Annotated in this window: 24 protein-coding genes; 13 read left to right on the top strand and 11 right to left on the bottom strand. The window is 64.6% G+C overall.

Annotation, left to right across the window (positions count from 1 at the left end):
• Positions 1 to 76 precede the first annotated feature (76 nt).
• Positions 77 to 547: a cell division protein FtsB gene (gene ftsB, locus BRPE64_RS08740; RefSeq protein ID WP_016345721.1), complete on the top strand. Its 471-nt coding sequence runs from the start codon at positions 77 to 79 to the stop codon at positions 545 to 547.
• A gap of 132 nt (positions 548 to 679) precedes the next feature.
• Here the strand turns inward: ftsB and BRPE64_RS08735 are convergent, their stop codons facing one another.
• The 3 genes from BRPE64_RS08735 to BRPE64_RS08725 all read right to left on the bottom strand — a co-directional run bounded on the left by BRPE64_RS08735 (position 680) and on the right by BRPE64_RS08725 (position 2,719).
• Positions 680 to 1,042: a hypothetical protein gene (locus BRPE64_RS08735; protein ID WP_016345720.1), complete on the bottom strand. Its 363-nt coding sequence runs from the start codon at positions 1,040 to 1,042 to the stop codon at positions 680 to 682.
• A 151-nt stretch (positions 1,043 to 1,193) separates the two neighbouring features.
• Complete coding sequence (hslO, locus tag BRPE64_RS08730; RefSeq protein ID WP_016345719.1) at positions 1,194 to 2,144, bottom strand: Hsp33 family molecular chaperone HslO; 951 nt, start codon at positions 2,142 to 2,144, stop codon at positions 1,194 to 1,196.
• Positions 2,145 to 2,194: 50 nt separating this feature from the next.
• On the bottom strand, positions 2,195 to 2,719 hold the full coding sequence (locus BRPE64_RS08725; protein WP_016345718.1) for a gamma carbonic anhydrase family protein: 525 nt from the start codon (positions 2,717 to 2,719) through the stop codon (positions 2,195 to 2,197).
• A gap of 265 nt (positions 2,720 to 2,984) precedes the next feature.
• Between BRPE64_RS08725 and BRPE64_RS08720 the strand changes: the two genes are divergently transcribed.
• The 8 genes from BRPE64_RS08720 to dapA all read left to right on the top strand — a co-directional run bounded on the left by BRPE64_RS08720 (position 2,985) and on the right by dapA (position 10,105).
• Positions 2,985 to 3,824, top strand: a complete 840-nt coding sequence (locus BRPE64_RS08720; protein ID WP_016345717.1) for a ferritin-like domain-containing protein — start codon at positions 2,985 to 2,987, stop codon at positions 3,822 to 3,824.
• Between the two features lie 65 nt (positions 3,825 to 3,889).
• Positions 3,890 to 4,783 (top strand): alpha/beta fold hydrolase, encoded by an 894-nt coding sequence (locus tag BRPE64_RS08715; RefSeq protein ID WP_016345716.1) that lies wholly within the window; start codon positions 3,890 to 3,892, stop codon positions 4,781 to 4,783.
• Positions 4,784 to 4,874: 91 nt separating this feature from the next.
• Complete coding sequence (locus tag BRPE64_RS08710) at positions 4,875 to 5,705, top strand: 3',5'-nucleoside bisphosphate phosphatase (protein ID WP_016345715.1); 831 nt, start codon at positions 4,875 to 4,877, stop codon at positions 5,703 to 5,705.
• 168 nt (positions 5,706 to 5,873) lie between these two features.
• On the top strand, positions 5,874 to 6,503 hold the full coding sequence (locus tag BRPE64_RS08705; protein WP_016345714.1) for an L-threonylcarbamoyladenylate synthase: 630 nt from the start codon (positions 5,874 to 5,876) through the stop codon (positions 6,501 to 6,503).
• Positions 6,504 to 6,634: 131 nt separating this feature from the next.
• Positions 6,635 to 7,300: a site-2 protease family protein gene (locus BRPE64_RS08700; protein WP_016345713.1), complete on the top strand. Its 666-nt coding sequence runs from the start codon at positions 6,635 to 6,637 to the stop codon at positions 7,298 to 7,300.
• Positions 7,301 to 7,304: 4 nt separating this feature from the next.
• Positions 7,305 to 8,507, top strand: coding sequence for a tryptophan--tRNA ligase (locus BRPE64_RS08695; protein ID WP_016345712.1), 1,203 nt, complete (start codon positions 7,305 to 7,307; stop codon positions 8,505 to 8,507).
• Positions 8,508 to 8,517: 10 nt separating this feature from the next.
• The gene (locus BRPE64_RS08690; RefSeq protein WP_016345711.1) at positions 8,518 to 9,135 is read left to right on the top strand and encodes a class I SAM-dependent methyltransferase; all 618 of its coding nucleotides are present in this window, start codon (positions 8,518 to 8,520) and stop codon (positions 9,133 to 9,135) included.
• Positions 9,136 to 9,199: 64 nt separating this feature from the next.
• Positions 9,200 to 10,105, top strand: coding sequence for a 4-hydroxy-tetrahydrodipicolinate synthase (gene dapA, locus BRPE64_RS08685; RefSeq protein ID WP_016345710.1), 906 nt, complete (start codon positions 9,200 to 9,202; stop codon positions 10,103 to 10,105).
• A 23-nt stretch (positions 10,106 to 10,128) separates the two neighbouring features.
• Here dapA and BRPE64_RS33170 read toward each other — a convergent pair whose 3' ends face one another.
• Positions 10,129 to 10,290 (bottom strand): hypothetical protein, encoded by a 162-nt coding sequence (locus tag BRPE64_RS33170; protein WP_160167921.1) that lies wholly within the window; start codon positions 10,288 to 10,290, stop codon positions 10,129 to 10,131.
• Between BRPE64_RS33170 and bamC the strand changes: the two genes are divergently transcribed.
• Together bamC and BRPE64_RS08675 are read left to right on the top strand one after the other, a co-directional pair.
• Complete coding sequence (gene bamC / locus BRPE64_RS08680) at positions 10,289 to 11,431, top strand: outer membrane protein assembly factor BamC (RefSeq protein WP_044041415.1); 1,143 nt, start codon at positions 10,289 to 10,291, stop codon at positions 11,429 to 11,431. The two genes, BRPE64_RS33170 and bamC, sit on opposite strands and share 2 nt — an antisense overlap.
• A 35-nt stretch (positions 11,432 to 11,466) precedes the next feature.
• On the top strand, positions 11,467 to 12,240 hold the full coding sequence (locus tag BRPE64_RS08675; RefSeq protein ID WP_016345708.1) for an MBL fold metallo-hydrolase: 774 nt from the start codon (positions 11,467 to 11,469) through the stop codon (positions 12,238 to 12,240).
• A gap of 144 nt (positions 12,241 to 12,384) precedes the next feature.
• On the opposite strand, the gene BRPE64_RS33645 is transcribed toward BRPE64_RS08675, so the two are convergent.
• Together BRPE64_RS33645 and BRPE64_RS08665 are read right to left on the bottom strand one after the other, a co-directional pair.
• Complete coding sequence (locus BRPE64_RS33645; RefSeq protein ID WP_044042082.1) at positions 12,385 to 12,651, bottom strand: hypothetical protein; 267 nt, start codon at positions 12,649 to 12,651, stop codon at positions 12,385 to 12,387.
• Between the two features lie 268 nt (positions 12,652 to 12,919).
• The gene (locus BRPE64_RS08665; RefSeq protein WP_044041413.1) at positions 12,920 to 14,158 is read right to left on the bottom strand and encodes a cupin domain-containing protein; all 1,239 of its coding nucleotides are present in this window, start codon (positions 14,156 to 14,158) and stop codon (positions 12,920 to 12,922) included.
• A 33-nt stretch (positions 14,159 to 14,191) separates the two neighbouring features.
• On the opposite strand from BRPE64_RS08665, the gene BRPE64_RS08660 reads away from it, so the two are divergent.
• Entirely contained in the window at positions 14,192 to 14,743 is a 552-nt protein-coding gene (locus BRPE64_RS08660; RefSeq protein WP_016345705.1) for an FKBP-type peptidyl-prolyl cis-trans isomerase, read from the top strand.
• 53 nt (positions 14,744 to 14,796) lie between these two features.
• Here the strand turns inward: BRPE64_RS08660 and BRPE64_RS08655 are convergent, their stop codons facing one another.
• From BRPE64_RS08655 to BRPE64_RS08635, 5 genes are all read right to left on the bottom strand, one after another.
• A complete protein-coding gene (locus BRPE64_RS08655; protein WP_044041412.1) occupies positions 14,797 to 16,134 on the bottom strand; it encodes a hypothetical protein in 1,338 nt (445 codons plus the stop codon).
• Positions 16,121 to 18,760 carry a DNA mismatch repair protein MutS gene (gene mutS / locus BRPE64_RS08650; RefSeq protein WP_144063388.1) on the bottom strand — a complete coding sequence of 880 codons (2,640 nt, stop codon included), beginning with the start codon at positions 18,758 to 18,760 and terminating at the stop codon, positions 16,121 to 16,123. The genes BRPE64_RS08655 and mutS overlap by 14 nt, the downstream gene beginning before the upstream one ends.
• Before the next feature lie 357 nt (positions 18,761 to 19,117).
• Positions 19,118 to 19,486, bottom strand: coding sequence for a DUF883 family protein (locus BRPE64_RS08645; RefSeq protein ID WP_016345702.1), 369 nt, complete (start codon positions 19,484 to 19,486; stop codon positions 19,118 to 19,120).
• Between the two features lie 194 nt (positions 19,487 to 19,680).
• Complete coding sequence (gene lplT, locus BRPE64_RS08640) at positions 19,681 to 20,979, bottom strand: lysophospholipid transporter LplT (RefSeq protein ID WP_016345701.1); 1,299 nt, start codon at positions 20,977 to 20,979, stop codon at positions 19,681 to 19,683.
• A 193-nt stretch (positions 20,980 to 21,172) separates the two neighbouring features.
• Positions 21,173 to 21,976, bottom strand: coding sequence for an inositol monophosphatase family protein (locus BRPE64_RS08635; protein WP_016345700.1), 804 nt, complete (start codon positions 21,974 to 21,976; stop codon positions 21,173 to 21,175).
• A gap of 324 nt (positions 21,977 to 22,300) precedes the next feature.
• On the opposite strand from BRPE64_RS08635, the gene BRPE64_RS08630 reads away from it, so the two are divergent.
• The gene (locus BRPE64_RS08630) at positions 22,301 to 23,074 is read left to right on the top strand and encodes an RNA methyltransferase (protein WP_016345697.1); all 774 of its coding nucleotides are present in this window, start codon (positions 22,301 to 22,303) and stop codon (positions 23,072 to 23,074) included.
• The last annotated feature ends 42 nt before the right edge of the window (positions 23,075 to 23,116 follow it).

The following is a 23,116-nucleotide window of genomic DNA, read 5'->3' as shown; positions in this document are numbered from 1 at the left end:
TTATCTTTTAAAGCCCGCCGCCCACGGTCTCGAATTCATCCGAGGCCGCCGGCCGGCGCTTATTTCGGCTACGTGAATGCGGCTCGTAACTGTCGTTCTGATTCTGTTGCTGGTGTTGATCCAATACCCGCTCTGGTGGGGGCACGGCGGCTGGCTGCGCGTGCATGAATTGCAGCAGCAGCTCGCGCAGCAGACCGAGAAAAACACCACGCTGAGGTTGCGCAACGAGCGCGTCCAGGGCGAAGTGCAGGATCTGCAAAGCGGCACCGCCGCCGTGGAAGAGCGCGCGCGCTACGAAATGGGCATGGTAAAGGACAGCGAAGTGTTCGTGCAGTTCGTGTCGCCGAATTCGACCGCGCCCGTCAATTCCGCGAACGTGCCGGGAATGACCGGTTCGACGCGCGGTCAGGTGTCGTCGGCGCCGCTGCGTGTGGTGCCCAATCCGGTATCGCGTTCGAAGCAGGAATTGCGCGATCTCGATAAAAAGGCGCAGAAGGAAAAAGCGGCAGATGCGAAGAAGAAACAGCAGGCGGGTGCGGCGAACTGAGGCTGCGAGCGTCGCCGGGCCGCCAAGGCTGCGAAATATTCCGACGAAAAAATGGCGCGGTCACTGACCGCGCCATTTTTGTTTGCAGCGCCGGAAAACCGCCGGCATACAGTCAGTTCACGGTCGCCGCGCTTACCACCGGGTGCCGAATCCGACGCCGGTGCCCCAGTACGGGCCGCCCCAGCCGCCGCTCGAATAGCCGCCGTACACCGAAACCGGCATGGGCGCGGAGAACTGCGACATCGTCTTGGCGGCATTGCCTGCGGCGGCGGCCTGCTGCGATTCGTTCAGCGCCTGCCGGTCGATGGCGTTATAGCGCTCCATCTGCTGCTGTGACGTCAGCGTCTGCTGGGGCGCGGCCGGCGTGGTGGGCAAGCGGCTGTAGATCGGCGAAGGGCCGGGCGGGTCCATGGTGCAGCCGGCGGCGAGCGCGACGCCGGCCAGGCACGACACGAGTTTCCAGTTAAGCAATGCGGTTTTCGGTACGTTGTTCATTTGCGACCTCCAGCAGGTCGGACATCTATGCAGGAGTCCAATCATAACGTGCGGCAGAAAGCGCTATGACCGCACGGCTTACCTCCCGCATACTTCGCGCCGGCCGCCCGACTTCCGCTGCATTTCCCACTGGATAAGGCTCAGAAGGCGTTCAGTGGCGCTGACCCGACGCCGGGCTCACACCTTGTGAGAGTTCCTTTGCGACAAAAAGTTGCGCAACGTCGACGGGGTCGAAGTCGTAGCGCTGGTTGCAGAACTCGCAGTGCACTTCGACGCCGCCACGCTCCGCGATCACGCTGTCGACTTCCTCGCGGCCGAGCATCTTCAGCATGCCGCCGACCTTCTCGCGCGAGCAGGTGCAATGGAAGCGCGCGGGCGCCGGATCGAAATGCTGCACGTTCTCTTGCCAGAAGAGCCGCTTGAAAAGCGTTTCCGGTTCTTCCTTCAGCAATTCCTCCGTCGAAAGCGTGCTGCCGAGATGGCAGACGCGCTGCCATGTATCGGCGTCGTGCTCGCCCGGATGCGGGACGATGCCGCCATCGCCCGGCAGCTTCTGCAGCAGCATGCCGACGGCGCGCTGCGTGTCCGCCGCGAGCCACAGACGCGTGTCGAGCTGCTCGGAATGATGCATGTAGTGCTCGAGCACTTCGGACATCGACGCGAGCGGGCCGTGTTCGCCCGACAACGGCACGATGCCCTGATACGGCTGCTGCCCCGGCTTCTTGTCGGCGGGATCGAGCGTGATGACGCAGCGCCCGCGCCCGTTGCGGTTCAGCAGGTCGGCCAGCGACATCTCGTTTTCGAGCTCGCTTTCCACGCCGTCGGCGAGCTTGGCCGTCGCGCGCAGCGACAGATTCGAGTTGCATTGCACGACCAGCATCTTCACCGGGCCGTCGCCGTAGATCTGCATGACGAGCGTGCCGTCGAACTTGAGGTTCGCCGAGAGCAGCGCGCACGCGGCCATCATTTCGCCGAGCACGTTGCGCACGGCCGCCGGGTAGGCGCGGCGCGCGAGCACTTCCTGCCACGTTTGCCGCAACGATACGATTTCGCCGCGCACGGGCGCCGCGTTGAACATGAATTTCTGCAACTGGTCGTTCACAACTCTTCCTTGGGTGATGAAGCTCGAACGCGGTCCTAGGCGACCGCCGTTCAGCCGATGCGCACGAGCTGCGCCTTGTAATATTCGCGACGGTCGGCATAACTTGCCGTGGCCGCGCGCATGCGGGCGATATCCGCCTCGCCGATCTCCCGCACCGCTTTCGCGGGCGCGCCGAGAATCAGCGAATTGTCGGGGAACACCTTGCCTTCGGTGACGACGGCGCCCGCGCCAACCAGACAGTTGCGGCCAATCACCGCACCATTCAAGACCACGGCCTGAATGCCGATCAGCGAGCCTTCCTTGACGGTGCAGCCGTGCAGCATGGCCTGATGGCCGACGGTGACGTCGTTTTCGATCGTCAGAGGAAAGCCCGGGTCCGCGTGCAGCACGGCGCCTTCCTGCACATTGCTGCCGCGCCCGACGACGATCGGCTCGTTGTCGCCGCGCAGGGCGGCGCCGGGCCAGACGCTTGCGTTCTCCTCGAGCGTCACGCGGCCGATGATGGTCGCCGTGTCCGCGAGGAACACGCTTTCGTGGATGGTGGGGGCGTCGTCGCCGAGTTTGTAGATGGCCACTGTGTCTCCTGGGGCGCGGTGTCGTGAGGGCGGGGCGCGGGCCGCGTCGCGCGAGGTTCCGCTGCGGCGCTAAAATGCGCGGCTGCCGCTGCTTCGTCGATGCGACGCAACGGTCAGTCTTGCGCCGGTGTTTCGCGCAGTGTTTCGCGCAGTGTTTCGCGATCTGCGGCGCTCGCCGGGATTACCATTTTAGCCGTTTGCAATCAGTGTCCGCCGGACCGGCGAAATCCGCCGCTGTTTCCGCCGCCATTTTCGAGATAGTTCGATGCACGCTCCTTCGCTCCCCGCCGAATCCGATGTCTGCGCCCGCCGCGCGGCACTCGCCATCCTGCGCGAGTGCGATCCCGTCGCCAAGGCGGCGCGGGCGCGCGCGCTGTGGGATGCGGCGAGTGCCGATCCGTCGCGCATCGATGCAACCGTCACGCTGGCCGATCCCGGCGATCTGCCCGGGCGGCCCGTGCGGCCGCCGCTCGTGGAGCCGTCGTCGCTGAAACGTCGCGGCATGCAGTCGGACGCCGGGCGCGCGGTGCTGCTGCACGCGCTCGCGCATATCGAGTTCAACGCGATCAATCTCGCGCTCGACGCCGTCTGGCGCTTTCCCGCGATGCCGACCGATTTTTATCTCGACTGGTTGAAGGTGGCCGCCGAGGAAGCTCATCATTTTTCGCTGCTTACCGCGCGGCTCGCCGAGTTCGGTCACGTCTACGGCGATTTCCCCGCGCACGACGGCCTCTGGGAGATGGCGCAGCGCACGCGCGACGACGTGCTCGCGCGCATGGCGCTCGTGCCCCGCACGCTGGAGGCGCGCGGTCTCGACGCGTCGCCGCCCATTCGCAAGCGGCTCGCGCAGGCGGGCGATCACGCATCGGCGGCGATTCTGGACGTGATCCTGCACGACGAAATCGGCCACGTGCTCATCGGCAATCGGTGGTTCCGCTTCCTGTGCGACGCGCAAGGCCTCGATCCGCATCCGACGTACGAGCGCCTCGCCGCGCAATACCACGCGCCGAAGCTGCGCGGTCCGTTCAATTTCGAAGCGCGCCGCGACGCGGGTTTCGACGAAGCCGAACTCCGCGCGCTCGCAGGCCTCGACGATGCGCGCTAATCCGGGCGCGTCGCCGCTATAATCGAACGATCATCCTTTTTCACATTTTGAACCGAGGCGACACGATGAAAGAAGCGCGCTCCGAATTCGTCGATGCGCGCGGCGTGCGTCTGCACGTACGCCGCTGGGGTTCGCCCGACGCCCCGATGCTGTTCATGCTGCACGGCTGGATGGACGTGGGGGCGTCGTTCCAGTTCGTCGTCGACGCGCTCGCAGGCCTTGGCGAGCACTGGCAGGTGCTCGCGCCCGACGCGCGCGGCTTCGGTCTCTCCGACCGGCCGGTCGCGGAAAAGGGCGGCGGTCACTACTATTTTCCGGACTATCTCTCCGATCTCGACGTGCTCCTCGATCACTACGCGCCCGGCGCGCAGGTGAATCTCGTCGGCCACAGCATGGGCGCCAACGTCGCGCTGCTGTACGCGGGCGTGCGGCCGGAGCGCGTGCGCCGCGTGGTCGATCTGGAAGGCTTCGGGCTGCCGGCGGCGCGTGCGTCGCAGTTGCCCGGCCGACTCGCGCAATGGCTCGACGATCAGCGCGCACCGCCCACGCTGCGCAGCTACGCGAGTCTCGATGAAGTCGCCGAGCGGCTGATCCGCACGAATCCGCGCCTTGCGCCCGCGCGCGCGCGTTTTCTCGCGAAGCACTGGTCGCGCGAGGAAGCGGACGGGCGCTTCCATCTGCTCGCCGATCCGGCGCACAAACTGCGCGGGCCGACGCTGTACCGGCTGGACGAAGCCAGCGCCGTCTGGGCGCGCGTGCAGGCGCCGGTGCTGCACGTCGAGGCGAAGGATTCGCCGACGCTGGCGGGCTTTGCGGGCCAGATGCCCGTCGCCGAATTCAAGACGCGCTTCGCGGCGTTTCCCGACTGGCGCGAGGAAATCGTCGATGATGCCGGGCACATGATTCATCACGATCAACCTGAGCGCGTCGCGGCGCTGATTGCGTCGTTTTGCGCCTGAGCGTCTGCTCGAGCGTGCGGATGCGGGGCGTCTGCATAATCGGCGTGTCATGCCGTTAAACTAGCGTATCCGTCAAACTCAGAAGCCTACGATGAACGCCGATCTGCATTGCCATTCCACCGTGTCCGACGGCCAGTTCGCGCCCGCCGAGGTCGCGGCGCGCGCGCATGCGAACGGCGTCACGCTGTGGTCGCTCACCGATCACGATCAACTGGGCGGCCAGAAGGAAGCGCGCGCGGCGGCGGAGGCGCTCGGCATGGACTATCTGTCGGGCGTCGAGATTTCGGTGACGTGGGCGTCGCGCACGGTGCATATCGTCGGCATGAACGTGGATGCCGAGAACGAGGCGCTGCAAAAGGGGCTCGAATGCACGCGCAACGGGCGCGCGGCGCGGGGCGTGGCGATCGGCGAGGCGCTCGCGGCGGTCGGCATCCCGAATTGCTACGAAGGCGCGCTGCGCTTCACCGACGACCCCGACATGATTTCGCGCACCCACTTCGCGCGCTTTCTGGTGGAGGCGGGCTACGCGCAGTCCACCTCCGACGTCTTCGCGCGCTATCTCGGCGACGGCAAGCCGGGCTTCGTCGGACATCGCTGGGCGAAGCTCGCGGACGCCGTGAAATGGATCCGCGATGCGGGCGGCGAGCCGATCATCGCGCATCCGGGCCGCTATGATTACACCCCGGTCGAATTCGCCGCGCTGTTCGACGAATTCATCCAGCTGGGCGGCCACGCGATCGAAGTCGTGACAGGCAGCCATACGCCCGATCAATACCGCGAATACGCCGATGTCGCGCGCCGCTACGGTTTCGAGGCCTCGCGCGGTTCGGATTTCCACGGCACGGGCGAAGGGCGCGTCGACCTCGGTCAGCTTCCGCCGCTGCCCGGCGATCTCACGCCGGTCTGGGAGCGCTGGCTGTAGCTTGATCGGGCCTGATCTCGCGTGCCCAGGCGCGCACGATCCTTGCATCAGCGTATTTCCTCGCACGTATCGCACGCATTGCACGCATCGCACGTATGACCCGGGAGGCGCGTTCGCGCGCTGCGCGCTCGGCCTTTTCGAAAACGATCGAAACAAGAAGGCGTCGCCATGTCTCAATTCTTTCGCATTCATCCGGACAATCCGCAGCCGCGGCTCATCAATCAGGCCGTGCAGATCATTCGCGACGGCGGCGTCGTCGCGTTGCCGACGGATTCGAGCTACGCGCTCGCCTGCCATCTCGACGATAAAGACGCGGTCGAGCGCCTGCGACGCATCCGCGGCATCGACGACAAGCAACTGCTGTCGCTGCTCGTGCGCGATCTCTCCGAGCTTTCGAACTTCGCGATGGTCGATAACCAGCAATACCGGCTCATCAAGTCGGTGACGCCGGGGCCGTATGTGTTCGTGCTGCAGGCGACCAAGGAAGTGCCGCGCCGGCTCTCGCACCCGTCGCGCAAGACAATCGGGTTGCGCGTGCCGGATCACGCCATCACGCTGGCATTGCTGGAGGCGCTCGGCGAGCCGCTGCTCGCCTCGACGCTGATTCTGCCGCCCGACACCGAGCCGCTCAACGACGCCGACGAAATTCGCGAGCGGCTGGAGAAGCAGATCGAACTCGTGATCGACTCCGGCGCGTGTCCGGCCGAGCCGTCCACGGTGATCGACCTTTCGTCGGGGGAGCCGGTGCTCGTGCGCGCGGGGAGGGGCAGTCTCGAACCGTTCGGGCTGGCGGCGTAGGCGCCGTCCAGTAGCGCACACGGGCTCATACCCGATTAAGCTTCGTAGGTCATGATGGGGCGATACCGATTCGCGCCCGGGCCCGCTGCGCGCGCCTGAACACCACTGCCTGCTTGATACAATAACGCCCTATGGATGCCTCCCTGATACAAACCATCGCGGTCTACGCGCTCCCGGTGATCTTCGCGATCACGCTGCACGAGGCCGCGCATGGCTATGCCGCGCGCCTGCTCGGCGACAACACGGCTTACGTGCTGGGCCGCGTCTCGATGAATCCGATGCGCCATATCGATCCGATCGGCACCATCGTGATTCCGATCGTCCTGTATTTCGTGACGAGCGGCGCGTTCATGTTCGGCTACGCGAAGCCCGTGCCGGTGGCGTTCGGCAATCTGCGCAATCCGCGCTGGGGCAGTCTGTGGGTCGCGGCCGCCGGTCCCGGCAGCAATTTCGTGCAGGCGCTCGTATGGGGCGTGATCGCGGTTATGCTCGCGGTCTTTCACGTCGACGAACCGTTTCTCACGCGCATGGCGGCAGCCGGCGTTGGCGTGAATCTGGTGCTCGGCGTGCTCAATCTTTTTCCGTTGCCGCCGCTCGACGGCGGGCGCGTGCTGATGGCGCTGTTGCCCGTGCGCGCGTCGATCGCGTTTTCGAAGCTCGAGCCTTACGGTTTCTTCATCGTGATGGCGCTCGTCGTGACGGGCGTGCTGACGCGCTTCTGGCTCGGACCGCTCGTGAATGTGGGCTACGCGGCGGTCTCGGCCATCCTGAATCCCCTCGCTTCACTCTTTCCATAACATCATGTTCCCTGACCGTATTTTCTCCGGCATGCGGCCCACCGGGTCGCTGCATCTCGGCCACTATCACGGCGTGCTGAAAAACTGGGTACGGCTGCAGTCCGAATATCCGTGCTTCTTCGCGGTGGTCGACTGGCACGCGCTCACGACGCACTACGAGACGCCCGAGGTCATCGAGAAAAATGTCTGGGAAGTGCTGATCGACTGGCTGGCGTCGGGCATCGATCCGGCGCAGGCAACGTTGTTCATCCAGAGCCGCGTGCCCGAGCACGCGGAGCTTTCGCTGCTGCTCGGCATGGGCACGCCGCTCGGCTGGCTCGAACGCGTGCCGACCTACAAGGAGCAGATCGAGAAGCTCAAGGAAAAGGATCTGTCCACGTACGGCTTTCTGGGCTATCCGGTGCTGATGGCGGCGGACATCCTGCTGTATCGCGCGTCGCTCGTGCCGGTCGGCGAGGATCAGGTCCCGCACGTCGAAATGACGCGCGAGATCGCGCGCCGCTTCAATTACCTCTACGGCCGCGAACCCGGCTTCGACGAAAAGGCCATGGAAGCCGCGAAGAAGCTCGGCGGCAAGCGCGCGAAGCTGTATCACGAGCTGCGCGTTGCGTATCAGCAGGAAGGCGACGACGAAGCGCTCGAACAGGCGCGCGCCATGTTGCAGGAGTCGCAGAGCCTGTCGATGAGCGACCGCGAGCGCCTGTTCGGTTATCTCGAAGGCTCGCGCAAGATCATTCTGGTCGAGCCGCAGGTGCTGCTGACCGAGGCGTCGCGCATGCCGGGGCTCGACGGACAGAAAATGTCGAAGTCGTACGGCAATACCATTGGCCTGCGCGAAGATGCCGAAACCATCACGAAGAAAGTCCGCACGATGCCGACCGACCCCGCGCGCGTGCGCCGCACCGATCCGGGCGATCCGGACAAGTGCCCGGTCTGGCAACTGCATCAGGTCTACACCGACGAAACCACGCACGAATGGGTGCAGAAGGGCTGCCGCACCGCGGGCATCGGTTGTCTGGAGTGCAAGCAGCCGGTGATCGAAGGCATCCTGCGCGAGCAGCAGCCAATGCTCGAGCGCGCCCAGAAGTACATGGACGATCCGTCGCTGTTGCGCGCGATCGTCGCGGACGGTTGCGACAAGGCGCGCAAATTCGCCGTCGAAACGATGCGCGACGTGCGCGAGGCCATGGGCCTCTCGTACAACTGAGCGGCGGCTGATGGAAGACGCAGCGAGTCGCTGGGTCACGCGCTGGGCGCATCTGGTCGCGCCCGGCGGCGCGGTGCTCGACGTCGCCGCGGGCAGCGGACGGCACGCGCGCTGGTTCGCCGCGCGCGGTTTTGCCGTGCTGGCGGTCGATCGCGACACGCAGGCACTGGACGCGCTGGCGGCCCTGGCACCGTCCGAGCCCATCCAAACGCTCGCCGCCGATCTCGAAAATGGCGCGCCCTGGCCGCTTCCCGACCGAACGTTCGATGCGGTCGTCGTCACGAATTATCTGCATCGCCCGCTGTTCGGGCATCTGCTCGGCGCGCTTGCGCCCGGCGGCGTGCTCATTTACGAGACGTTCGCCGCGGGCAATGCGAGCGTGGGCAAGCCGTCGAATCCCGCGTTTCTGCTCGAACCCGGCGAACTGCTCGAGGCGGTGCGCGGCCACTTGCGCGTGATCGGCTATGAGGATGGTTTCGTCGAAAGCCCGCGTCCTGCCTATGTGCAGCGGATTTGCGCGGTTCGCGTGCCGGAGTCAGTCGACCCGCCCGGCGGCGCGTCCGGCGAAAAAGCGCTCACGATTGGTAACACACCCTCGGGTCCGCCGCGTTTCGCGTTGCCCGGCTAATCCGCTACAATCGCGGTAGAACGGGTTTTCGCGATTAAATTTTCGATTAAATTCATAGAGTTTCATGACAAACGGAACACACGGCGGCATCCAGATCCGCGGCAGCATTCCTGCCATCGTCACACCGATGCACGAGGACGGTAGTCTCGATCTGCCGGCGTTTCGGAAACTGATCGACTGGCACATCGAACAGGGCTCGAACGGTCTCGTCGTGGTGGGCACGAGCGGCGAGTCGGCCACTTTGTCGGTCGAAGAACACATCCTGATGATCCAGACGGCCGTCGAGCATACGGCCAAGCGTTTCCCGATCATCGCGGGCGCGGGCGGCAATTCGACCGCCGAAGCCATCGAACTCTCGAAGCACGCGAAGAAAGTCGGCGCCGACGCCACGCTGCAAGTCGTCCCGTATTACAACAAGCCGACGCAGGAAGGCATGTACCGCCATTTCCGCACCATCGCGGAAGCGGTGGACCTGCCGGTGCTGCTGTATAACGTGCCGGGCCGCACCGTTGCCGACATGAGCAACGAGACGATCCTGCGTCTGGCCGAAGTGCCGGGCATCATCGGCGTGAAGGAAGCAACGGGCAACATCGATCGCGCCGCGCATCTCATCAAGCACGCGCCGGCGAATTTCGGCATCTTCAGCGGCGACGACCCCACGGCCATCGCGTTGATGCTGCTGGGCGGCCACGGCAACATCTCGGTGACGGCCAACGTCGCGCCGAAGGAAATGAGCCAGTTGTGCCGCGCCGCCCTCGAAGGCGACGCCGTCACCGCCCGCCGCATCCATCTGAAGCTGCTCTCGCTGCACAAGCAGTTGTTCTGCGAATCGAATCCGATTCCGGCCAAGTGGGCGCTCCAGGCGCTCGGCCGCATGGAAGGCGGCATCCGTCTGCCGCTCACGCCGCTCGACCCGCGCTTCCACGACGTGGTGCGCGACGCGTTGCGCGACTCCGGGCTTCTCGCCTGATCACATGCGGCGGCGCGCCACATTCACAAAGAATCGAAGTCCCGCCGCCGCAAGTGATCGAAATGAACCACACCGTCAGCCATCCTCCGCCGCTCACTGGCCTCGGCATCGAATTCGATGATCCGCTCGCCTCGAGCGAGTTCGGGGCGAGGCAAGGCGTCATCAGCAGCAAAGAAGGACCTCATGAAACGTTCCGCTCTTCTTACTCAAGCCAAACGCCTGGGCGTGTTGTCGCTCGGCGCCAGTGCCGTCTTAGCGCTCGCAGGTTGCGACACGCTCAACGACTGGCTCGCGCCGGATCGCGTCAACTACAAGGCGGCTGAAACGGCGCCTTCGCTCAACGTTCCCTCCGATCTCAGCACGGCCGATATCAGCCAGCGCTACGCGGCGCCTTCGAAGATCAACGCGCTCGGCGGCGCCGCCGAGCGCTCGCTCACGCCCGCCGGCAACGCGACGCTCGGCGTGCCGAACGCGCAGGACCCGTTCGGCATGCACGTCGAGAGCGACGGCGACCGCCGCTGGCTCGTCGTCGATGGCCGCTCGCCCGACCAGGTGTGGCCGCCGCTCAAGGAATTCTGGGAAGAGAACGGCTTCACGCTCAAGACCGACGCGCCGCAGACCGGCATCATGGCGACGGACTGGGCGGAAAACCGCGCGAACATTCCGAGCGACTGGTTCAGGAACAGCGTCGGCAAGCTGCTCGACTTTGCGTATTCGTCGGGTACGCGCGACATGTTCCGCACGCAGGTGGACCGCGCCGCCGACGGCTCGACCGACATCTCCGTCACGCATAGCGCGATGGAAGAAGTCCTGACAGGTCAGGACAAGACGGGATCGCGCTGGGAATCGCGTCCGCGCAATCCGGCGCTCGAGGCCGCCATCCTCGGGAAGATCATGCAGAAGTTCGGTCTCACCGAAGACCAGTCGAAGAAGCTGATCGCGGATGCGCGTCCGGCGGGCGCGAAGGTGGCGGTGGAACCGGGTGCGGGCGGCTCCTCGCTCGATCTCGCCGAGCCGTTCGATCGTGCCTGGCTGCGCGTGGGCCTTGCGCTCGATCGCACCAACTTCACGGTCGACAATCGCGATCGCGACAAGGGCATCTACTACGTCCATTATTCGGACTCCATGGCAGAGTTGAAAAAGGACGGCCTGTTCGGCAAGTTCTTCTCGAGCAATACGCCGAAGCCCACGCGCCAGTTCCTTGTGAACGTGCGTCCGAAGGCGGACTCGGTGACGCAGATCGGCGTCGTCGATGCGAACGGCCAGCCGGATACGTCGACCGATGCGCAGCGCATCGTGTCGCTGCTGCATGCTCAGTTGAACTAGCTCAAACCTGGGACACCGGTGACCAAGGGTTCATTGTGAGATTCGCCAGTCTCGGCAGCGGCAGTGAAGGCAATGCATTGCTCGTCGAGGCGTCGGGCGGCACGACCACGACGCGCGTGCTGCTCGATTGCGGTTTCTCCGCGAAGGAGGTCGAGCGGCGGCTCGCGCGGCTCGATTGTCGCGCCGCGGATCTCGATGCCATCGTCATCACGCACGAGCATACGGACCACATCGGCAGCGCGCTGACGCTCGCGCGCAAGTGGTCCATTCCGTTGTACATGAGCTGGGGCACGGCGCGGGCCATTGGCGCAGATGAAGCCAATGTCGAACTGAACGTGTTGTGGGGCGATGAGAGCGTTGCTATCGGCGATGTGAGCGTGCTGCCGTTCACCGTGCCTCACGATGCCCGCGAACCGTTGCAATACGTGTTCTCAGACGGCGCATGCCGGCTCGGCGTACTCACCGACGTGGGTGTGGCCACTCCGCATATCACGAGCGTTCTGAGCGGCTGTGACGCGCTCGTGCTCGAATCCAATCATGATGTCGCGATGCTCGCGGCGAGCCGCTATCCGCCTTCGCTGAAGGCGCGTATCGGGGGGACGCACGGACACCTGAATAACGAAGCCGCGGCCGCTATCCTCGCGTCGCTCGATCGTTCCAGGCTGCGTCATCTCGTAGCCGCGCATCTTAGCCAGCAAAACAATTTGCCGCATCTCGCGCAGGCGGCGCTCGCGGCGGCGCTGGGAGCATCGGCGATCGATGTCGTGGTGGCGACGCAGGCCGAAGGCTTCGACTGGCTCGTGCTTTGACCGCGACCGATACCGATACCGACAAGCGCGCGAAGCGGACATAAACTCGCGTACACAAAACCAGCAGACGCAAAAAAACCGGCTCGAGAGCCGGTTTTTCTTTGCAGGCCGCGTGAACGGTCTGCGGCGCAGCGCCTGTAAGCCTTACTGGCTTGCGCCCGATGCCGGAGCAGCAGCCGAAGCGGCAGCGTCCGAAGCAGCGCTAGTTGCAGCGCCAGCAGCCGAAGCTGCGTCGCTTGCAGCAGCCGAAGCGCTCGATGCTGCAGCGTTTGCGTCCGAAGCAGCAGCAGCCGGTGCCGAAGCAGCCGACGTATCGCTTGCAGCGCTCGGAGCAGCCGTTTCGCTAGACTTGTTGCATGCAGCCAGAGCAACAGCAGCCAACAGGGATGCTACGAGGAGGGATTTCTTCATGATCACGTCCTTTTATGGTTAAAGGTAAGCAACAGCGCAAAGTACCGGTAATGTGTGCTCCAACACCGACCTGGGCCGCTGTGGAGACTCACAATTCTTTTTTGTGTGAGACTTCCTACGGCTTGGCCGGAAATTATAGGCACTTTCGCAACGAGCGTCGATAAATCGGGGGCCGATACGTTGTCTTTCTCATACAAATTTTCATATTGCGGAACAGCAAATTCTAGTATCCGCAGCATGGCTGGAAGTCTCGTCGAAGCCAAGCCTGTCAAGCCAAAGCGCCCATCCGAATCCAGCCCGCACGATACCATTCGTGCAGCAGCGCTGTCATTGTCGAATCGTCTGTAAGTGTTACAAAGCGTTTCGCTTCCAGATACCGTGAATCGGCCAATTCCGGGAGCCACTTTTTCAGTTTCGACGACAACGGCACCGCTTCACCATTTACGAAATATGACCTTTCGTCATAGAGCAAAATGGTCTTTCTATCCAGCGTGACGCCAGTCTTTTTCGCGCGCTCCACAAATCGCTGTTCGTTCAACGCGCGTTCGGGCGGATCGAATACGACATTGGCTTTCGGCTCGCTCAAATAAGTGCCGAGAAAACCGGCGACGTCTTTTTCATTCCATTTCACGTTCGCAAGGATCGCGCCAACACGCTCGACGAGCAGCGCGGGCAGCGCCGCGGGATTCGCCACGGGCGCCTGCGCAGGATCGCGATAGCGGGCGTTCGCACGCGTGCCGGCGGTTGAATCGCCGATGCGCTCCGCGAGGTGATACAGGAACTGCCCCGTGAGTTCGTGCTCCGAAGGCGCGCGAAAGCCGATCGACGCCGTCATGCATTCGCCCTCGGCAATACCGTCATGCGCGATATGCGGCGGCAGATAAAGCATGTCGCCGGGTTCCAGCAGCCATTCTTCCTCGGGCTCGAAGTGCTGTAAAACTTTCAACGGCAGTCCGGGTTTTAGCGATAGATCGCGTTGCGCGCCGATACGCCAGCGGCGCTTGCCATGAACCTGAAGCAGAAACACGTCGTAAGAGTCGAAGTGCGCGCCTACGCCGCCGCCGTCGGTCGCGTAGGAGATCATCAGGTCGTCGAGGCGCGCGTCGGGGATGAAGCGGAACCGGTTCATCAGCGCATGCGCGCGATCGTCGTGCAGGTTCGCGCCTTGCACGAGCAGCGTCCATTCGCGCTTCTTCACGGCAGGCAATTCGTCGGGCGCGAACGGGCCGTGCTCGAGATTCCATGTCTTGCGAAAATGCGTGATCAGGCGCGATTCGACGTCGTCGAGATCGGCGAGTTCGAACAGTTCGTCGCGGCTGAGCGGCGCGGCAATATCGGGAATCGCCTGGCGGATCAACAGCGGCTTTTTCTGCCAGTAGCGCCGCATGAACTGTCGTGGCGTGCGGTTGCCCAACAAGGGTGTGGGTTCGTCTGGCAAAGGCGCCCGCGCGTGCGTGGGAAGGCCGGAATCGGGGGTCGGAGTTGAGTCGTGTGGCCGCTTGGGCATCGTATAATCGAGGCTTGTATCTTGGAGGATCCAATGAAAATTGCGAAAGGCACTGTCGTTTCGGTCGCGTACAAGCTATCGGATGCGCAAGGCAATCTGATCGAGGAAAGCGACGAGCCGATGGTCTATCTGCACGGCGGCTATGATGGCACGTTCCCCAAGATCGAGGAAGCGCTGGACGGCCGCGAACCCGGCTTTGAAACGTCCATTCAGCTCGAGCCGCAGGACGCGTTCGGCGAGTACGATCCCGAGCTCGTGAAGATCGAAGAGCGCAGCCGCTTTCCGGAGCCGCTGGAAGTCGGCATGCAGTTCGAAGGCACGCCGGAAGATGCCGACGACGAACTCGATTCCCTCATCTATACGGTGACGGACGTCGCGGAAGACAAGGTCGTGCTCGACGGCAATCATCCGCTCGCGGGCATGGCGCTGCGCTTCGCGCTGTCGGTGCAGGAAGTACGCACGGCGACCGAAGACGAGATCGAGCATCAGCACGCGCACGGCGCGGACGGCCTGCAAGTGGTCGACGAAGATGACGACGAAGACGACGGCGAGCCGCGCAAGGACTCAGGTCCTACGCTGCATTGAGCGCGCGGCGCAGATACATGGAAGTTTGAAAAGCGCAGCTTCGGCTGCGCTTTTTATTGCCCGCTGCCGCCGGTGCCGCTGCTGCCGTTCTGCACGCCCGAGGCCGGCACCGGAAGGATCGGCGGACGGGACTCGCGCGGCGTGAGAAGCGGCGGAAGATCGGAGGCCGGCAACGGCATCGTGGGCGGCGCCGGCAGCGACTCGGGCAGGTCGTTGCGAGGCATCGCCGACGGCGGGGCAGAGGGCGACGAAGACGGTATCGACGACGGCATCGAAGACGGATAGGGCATCGCAGGCGCCTCGGACGCGGGCGCGATCGTTTCGCCCGCGCGCACATCGCGCACATCGCGTACGTTACGCACGCGCAGCCGAAACGGCGGATGCCATTGCGCATCGCTCTGTACTTCGAGCCATTGCGATTGCGGCTTCGCAAACGCAATCGCGACGCGCGTGAGATTCGTGACGATCAGGCCTTTGTCATTGCGCAATGGTTGATCGATATGAAAGCCGTTCGGCTCCTGCGCCTCGGTGCCGTGAATCACGATGACCGGCCCACGGAACGCCTCCGCCGCCTTCACGAGGCTGCGCTTGAGTTCGAGAAAGCCGTCACGCGGCTGATTCGAGCGCGAGAAGCGCAGCCATGCAAAGCGTTCGCGTCGCTCGTAACGCGAGAAATCCGGATCGCCCTGAAGCAGGATGACGAGCGCGCGCATGTCCGTACGCCGCGCGGATTCTGCCGCATGTTCGAGCCAGAACGTGGTCGCAACAGCGCGATCCTCGAACTCGCCATTGCGCCCGCCCGCGGTCAGATAATGATTGTTCGGGCTCGGCGCGTTCAGCCCGATGAACGCGATACCCTGCGCCTGCCACCGCACGATCTCGCGGAAGTTGCGAAAACGCGCGACATCGCTTTCGCGCGACAGTGTGAGCGGCGTTTGTCCGAGCGCGCTTGCATCGGCGAAGAACAACTGGCGGACGAAATCGAGCCGCTCGACCGGATCGTATGCGCCCGTGTGTGCCTGAGCGCAATCGGCCCAGTCGTGCTGGCCGAGCAGCAGCACGAGCGGCGTGCGCGACGTGTCCAGCAAGTCGCGCCGCGATTGATAAATGCCGTCGCGACATGCCTCGCTGCCGCCCTTGATGTTTCCGTCATAGACGATGAACGCGACATTGCCCTCGCGCGCGATGGCATCGAGCATGCGGCGCACCGGTGCTTCGTCGGCGGAACGGGTGAGCGCGTCCGCGATTACCGCGAAGCCGAGCGGCGCCGGGCTCTCTGCGTGCGCGTGCGCTACCGCGCCGCACAGCAGCGCGGCGAACATCGTGGCCGCGCCCGTCAGGCGCGACACGCCCGACGTGCACACGGCGACAGCACGCTCAATGCGAGGCATCCGGCGGATCGCTCGCCAGTTCATGCAGTTCGAAGAGAAGTTCGAGAGCGTCGCGCGGACGCAGGTCGTTCGGATCGAGCGCGCGCAGCTTGTTCAGCACCGGATGCTCGGGTGCTTCGGCCGCGTTATTCCTGGCTTCGTCGGCGGTGTTGTCGTCGTCTTCGTACGGCGCATACGGCTGGCTTGCGAACAGATCGAACTGCGGCGTGGGCTGCCCGATCGACTGCTGCTCCAGATGCACGAGATGCTTGCGCGCCGCGCGGATCACCGCGGACGGCACGCCCGCCAGTTGCGCGACCTGCAGACCGTAGCTCTGATTCGCAGGGCCTTCGCTCACCGCGTGCAGGAAGACGATGCCGTGATCGTGCTCGACCGCCGACAGATGCACGTTCGCCGCCTGCGCGAACTCGGCGGGCAATTGCGTGAGCTCGAAGTAATGCGTCGCGAAGAGTGTGTAGCAGGCGTTATGCGTGAGCAGATGCCGCGCGATGGCCCATGCCAGTGCGAGGCCGTCGAAGGTCGACGTGCCGCGCCCGATTTCGTCCATCAGCACGAGGCTCGACGCGCTCGCGTCGTTGAGAATTGCGGCGGCTTCCGTCATCTCCACCATGAAGGTCGAGCGTCCGCCCGCGAGATCGTCGGCCGCGCCGATGCGCGTGAAAATGCGATCGAGCGCGCCGAAGCGTGCGCGTTTCGCGGGCACATAGCTGCCGACATAGGCCATCAGCGCGATCAACGCGGTCTGGCGCATGAAGGTCGACTTGCCGCCCATGTTGGGGCCGGTGATGAGCAGAAGCTTGCGTTCCTGACTCAGACAACAGTCGTTGGCGATGAACTGTTCGACCTGTGCCTCGACCACGGGATGCCGTCCCTGTTCGATATCGATGCCCGCATCCGCGGCGAACTCCGGCGCGACCCAGTCGAGCGCGCGGGCGCGTTCGGCGAAGGCGCACAGAAGGTCGAGTTCCGCGAGCGCGCTTGCGACGCGCTGGCAATCCGCGATGAAGGGCAGCAGGTTCTGCAACAGCGTGTCGTAGAGCGCGCGTTCGCGGGCGAGCGCGCGTTCCTGCGCGGAAAGCGCCTTGTCCTCGAACGCCTTCAGTTCCGGCGTGATGTAGCGTTCGGCGTTCTTGAGCGTCTGGCGGCGGCGATAGTCGTCCGGCACCTTGTCGGTCTGGCCGCGCGTGACTTCGATATAAAAGCCATGCACCTTGTTGTACTCGACGCGCAAATTCGCAATGCCCGTGCGGGTGCGCTCGCGCGCTTCGAGATCGATCAGGAACTGATCGCAGTTCTCCGAAATATCGCGCAGTTCGTCGAGGTCGGGATCGTAGCCGCGCGCAATCACGCCGCCGTCGCGAATCAGCGCGGCGGGCTCGGGCGCGATGGCGCTCTTCAGCAAGTCGAGACATTCGTGCGGCGGTTCGAGCGCAGCGGCGACGCGTGCCAGCGCCGACGCATGCTCGGACACGCCGGCGACGAGCGCGCGCAAGTCGGGCAGCGTGGCGAAGGTGTCGCGCAGGCTCGACAGATCGCGTGGCCGCGCCGACAGCAGCGCAAGACGCCCCGTGATGCGCTCGATATCCGACACCCGGCGCAATGCGGCGCGCAGTGTGTCGAGGCCGCTGGCCGAAGGCGCCTCAAGCAGCGCGCCGATCGCCTGCTGACGGCCTTGCGCCACCGACGCATCGCGCGGTGGATGATGCAGCCAGTGACGCAGCAAGCGGCTGCCCATGGTCGTGCAGCAGGTGTCGAGCAGTGAAAACAGCGTCGGCGATTCGGTGCCGCGCAGCGTTTCGGTGAGTTCGAGATTGCGCCGCGTGGCGGGATCGAGCCCGATGTATTCCGATTCGTATTCGACCTTCAGGCTGCGCACGTGGCGAAGTTGCTGGCCTTGCGTCGCGGCGGCGTAGAGCAGCAGCGCGCCGGCCGCGCCGCAAGCGCATGTGAGCATCTGCGCGCCGAAGCCGTCGAGGCTCGCGACATCGAGTTGCTCGCGCAGACGCTGCGTGCCCGAACCGACGTCGAAGTGCCACGCGGGCACGCGCGTGGTGGCGCCCGGCGCGGTCAAGCCGAGCGACGACTGCAAATCTGCAATGGAATCGGCGACGAGCGTCTCAGCCGGACGGATGCGTTCCAGCGCCGCGCTTACTTGCGCGGGCGCGACTTCCGCGAGCCGCAATGCGCCGCTCGCGAGGTTGAGCCACGCGAGGCCGACGCTCGTCACCACGCCGCGCCGGTTGTGCGCGGGGCAGAGCGCGAGCAGATAGACGTCGGTTTTGTCGGAGAGCAGGGCGGCGTCGGTGAGCGTGCCCGGCGTGACGACGCGCACCACTTTGCGCTCGACCGGTCCTTTCGATGTCGCCGGATCGCCGATCTGTTCGCAGATCGCCACCGATTCACCGAGCTTCACGAGCTTGGCGAGGTATTGCTCGCACGCGTGATGCGGCACGCCCGCCATGCGGATCGGATTGCCGCCCGAAGCGCCGCGCTGCGTGAGCGTGAGATCGAGCAGACGCGCGGCCTTCTCGGCGTCGTCGAAGAAGAGCTCGTAGAAATCGCCCATCCGATAGAAGACGAGCGTGCCGGGATGCTCCGCTTTGATGCGGAGGTACTGCTGCATCATCGGCGTGTGATGCGACAGGTCCGCGAGCGGCGCGGCGGTGTCGCTGGATGTGTCGGGAGTTGCCGTGTGAGTGCCCATCTTGCGTGCTGTGAGAGCCGGCGTGACTCAACGGCCGGGCGCGACGTGCGCCAGCCGCGAATCAGCCGATACCGATAGGGCATGAGTTTAACCTGTCATGCGCCGCGGGCGGACTCGGTCGAATGGGATAGGACGATTCGCACGAGTGCGGCGCGGGACGGCCCGAGCGCCTCGGGCGCTTGAGCGTCAATAAGAAGCAAGCCGCCGGAATAAACGGACGAGCAAACGTCCGTCATCCGGCGGCCAGTTCCGACATCGGAAGAAGATCAGAAGAAAGCGTTACGCGCGCGCGGCGAGAAACCCCACCAGAAGCGCAAGGCCCGCCACCGCGCCGAGCGTGTGCCACGGCTTGTCGTGCACGAAATCATCGGCATAACCGGCGGCGTCGCCGAGCTTGCCGGACAACGCGCCGCCCGCGCCGTTCAACTGTGAACGCGCGGTCTTGAGCTTCGATTGCAACTCCTTGCGCAGCTTGTCGGCATCGATATCCTTCGCGTTGTGGATCGAGCTTTCCAGATCGTCCAGCAGACTGCGCAACTGGCCGCTGGCCGAATCGACCGCGTCGCTCGCACCGCGCACCGCGCGCTCGCCGATATTGGCTGCGCCATTGATTTTGCTGTCGAGCGTCGAACGTGTGAACAATCCCATTTCCTTGCTCCTTTTTGACGTTGCCGAGGAATAAATGACGCCGGGTTCTCCACCGCGCCACTTCGTGACCCGGCGAACCGCCGCCGCACGGCCTAAGCCGCGACGCGGCCCGCGCCCCGCTGCCGGCGTTTTCTCCCTTGCAACCCGCGCGCCGGCGCCGGGGCATGAACCCAGAATACACCGTCGAGCAAGGATCATTCCTCGACCAGCGCGCCGAGATCGGCCTCACGCTCGTTTTGCGCGTGGCGGCGCATCGCGAGCGCCATCATCAGGCACACGAATACGCCGAATATGACGATGATCCATTGAACCGGCACCTTCGTCGTCAGAAGCAGTGCGTAGGCGCCGAGCATCGCCAGAACGGCCAGATTCTGGTTGAAGTTCTGCACCGCGATGGAATGTCCGGCGGAAAGCAGCGTCGCGCCGCGATGCTGCAGAATCGCGTTCATCGGCACGATGAAAAAGCCCGACAGCCCGCCCAGTATGATCATTAGCGGATAGGCCATCAGGATGTACGCGGGCGCGAACAGCGGACCGATCTGCACGCCCGCGCCATCCGGGAACAGGTCTTTGTTGTAGAACGCCATTGCCACCGACACCGCGCCGATCAGCACGCCGACCGGCAGCACCTTGAGCGACTGGCGCAGCACGATCCACGCGGACGCCGCCGCCGCGCCCAGCGCGATGCCGATGCCCGTCACACCCTGCAAGACCGCCGCCTTCGACAGCGACAGGCCGAGATTCGCGTCGGCCCATTTGAGCACGAGCAGTTGCAACGTGACGGCCGCGCCCCAGAGGAGCGTCGTGACCCACAGCGCGATCTGCGCGAGCTTGTCTTTCCAGAGCACCTTGAAGCAGTGCGAGAAATCGTGCACGAGCTTCGTCGGCTCGGTCAGCAAATTCGGATAGCGCGCGCCGGTATCGGGAATGAACACGTTGATGAGCGCCGCCGATGCATAAATGAGCATCACGGCGAAGAGGGCGGCGTGCGCGGCGGTGTTCACGAACGGAAGATGCGCCTGCGCGACCCATTGTCCGACGACCTGGCTCACGAGCGCGCCGCCGATGACAGTGCCGAGAATCGTCGAGCCGACGGTCGCCGATTCGAGCCACGCGTTCGCCGCGATCAGCTTTTGCGGCGGCAAAAGCTCGGTGAGGATGCCGTATTTTGCCGGTGAATAGGCGGCAGCGCCGAGGCCGACCACGCCGTACGCGATCATCGGATGGGCGCCGGCGATCATCATCGCGCAGCCGGCGGCCTTGAGCGCGTTCGACGTGAACATGACGTGGCGCTTCTGGATCGCATCGGCGAATGCGCCGACGAAGGGCGCGAGCACGACATAGGAAATCGTGAAGAAGATTTGCAGCAGCGGCGTGACCCACGGCGCCGAATGGACGACGGCGAGCATGGCGATCGCGGCGATCAGGAGCGCGTTGTCGGCGAGCGACGACACGAACTGCGCGGCGATGATCGTATAGAAGCCTTTTTTCATGGGGAGCCCGAGCGGTGGCGCGGGGCGCCGGCAGACTGCGAATCGGCGCGGAAGGGAGCGCGTTTCGCCCGCGGTCGCGCGGGCAAAAGATTGCACTGTATCGGAGCCTCGCGATCGGTGCAGATTCGGTGCGGCGTACGTCAAACGCACGAGGCGCGCCGAAGCGCGCCCCGTGAATACCGCGCGATGCGGCTTATTCGCCGGTCAGGCGCGTGCGCGAGTACATGTCGAGAACCTTGACCATCTGCGCATACACCTTCGGATTCGCGGCGACGATCTCGTTCTGGAACAGGAAGTCGGATTCGCCGGTGTAGTTGCCGACAAGGCCGCCCGCTTCCGTCACGATGAGGCTTCCCGCCGCCACGTCCCACGGATGGATGCCCTGTTCGAAGAAACCGTCGAGCCGCCCGGCCGCGACGTTGGCGAGATCGAGCGCCGCCGCGCCCGGACGGCGCAGGCCCGCGCAGGAGAGCGTCATTTCGCTGAAGAGGCGCATGTATGCGTTGAGGCCCTGGCCGTCGCGGAACGGAAAGCCCGTGCCGATCAGCGCATCCGACAGACGATCCAGCTTGCCGACGCGAATACGCCGCTCGTTCAGATACGCGCCGCGGCCGCGCGAGGCGGTGAAAAGGTCGTTGCGGGTCGGATCGTAGACGACGGCCTGCTGCACGACGCCCTTGTGCACGAGCGCGATGGACACGCAGTAATACTGGAAGCCGTGGATGAAGTTGGTCGTGCCGTCGAGCGGATCGATGATCCACTGGTACTCGGATTCACGGTAGTCTTCGCCGGATTCTTCGGCGAGGATCGAGTGGTCGGGGTAGGCGGTGTGCAGCGTCTCGATGATCGCGGCTTCGGACGCCTTGTCGACTTCCGTCACGAAGTCGTTGTGCTGCTTCTTGCTGACCTGGACGCGGTCCAGATCGAGCGATGCGCGATTGATGATCTGTCCGGCGCGGCGCGCGGCCTTGACAGCGATATTGAGCATCGGATGCATGAGCGAAATCCTTGAGCCGCCGGCGCACGGTGAAACGGGCGCAGGCGAAAAAATGGGCGACAACGACTATGTCGACGAAAGACGAATTGAATAAGAGCGAGGCGTCCGCGCGAAGGTTCGAAATGCTGCGAAAACCGTTCGCGGCGCGCGAGGGGCTCATTTTACCCGAAAGTCGCCGCGAAGCCTCGCGCTTGGGCCGCGCGGGCAAAGCGCGTTAACATGGCGGATTAATCGGGGATGCCGAGCATGCCGGCGATGCCTGGCTCGCGCGCATCCACCCCGGCATCCAATTTCAGCACGAACCACGTCAGCACAAACCACGCCTTGGAATCCAACGATCTCTCCACGCCCACCGGCGGCTTCACGTCGACGCGCTTCATTCTCGTCGAGCCGAGTCATCCGGGCAATGTCGGCGCGGCCGCGCGCGCGCTCAAGACAATGGGCTTCGCGCGGCTCGTCCTCGTCGCGCCGCGCGTGCCCGACGTCAAGAACGAGCCCGAAGCCATCGCGATGGCCTCCGGCGCCGACGACGTGCTCGCGTCCGCACACGTCGTCGACACGCTCGCGGATGCGCTCGTCGGCGTGCACTGGTCGGTGGCGCTGACCGCGCGCATGCGCGAGTACGGCCCGCCGCAAATGCCGCCGCGCGCGCTCGCCGAACGCGCCCACGAATTCGTGCATCACGGCGACATCGCGCTCGTGTTCGGCAACGAGCGCACCGGGTTATCGAACGCGGACGTCGAGCGCTGCAGCGCGCTCGCGCACATTCCGGCCAATCCCGCGTACAGCTCGCTCAATCTTGCGCAGGCCGTGCAGGTGCTCGCCTATGAACTGCGGCTCGCGTTTCAGGCGCCCGCGAGCCCGCTCGCCGTCGTCGGAACGGCGGGGCAGAACAGCGCGTCGAGCGATGAAATCGAAGGAATGTACGCGCATCTCGAAGACGCGCTCGTCGAGCTGGAGTTTCTCGATCCGGCCAATCCAAAAAAGCTGATGTCGCGTGTGCGGCGGCTGTTCGCGCGCTCGGGGCTCGAGCGCGAAGAGGTAAACATCCTGCGCGGCATCGCGAAGCACATCCTTTTGCGCGCAAAAAAAGACTGACCGCGCTGGCATCGGGGGCATCGGGCAGACTCGGCGCGCTCG

The sequence above is a fragment of the Caballeronia insecticola genome (assembly GCF_000402035.1).
Classification (GTDB): domain Bacteria; phylum Pseudomonadota; class Gammaproteobacteria; order Burkholderiales; family Burkholderiaceae; genus Caballeronia; species Caballeronia insecticola.
The sequence above is the reverse complement of the archived record's forward strand: the minus strand, read 5'-3'. Positions and strand labels throughout refer to the sequence as shown.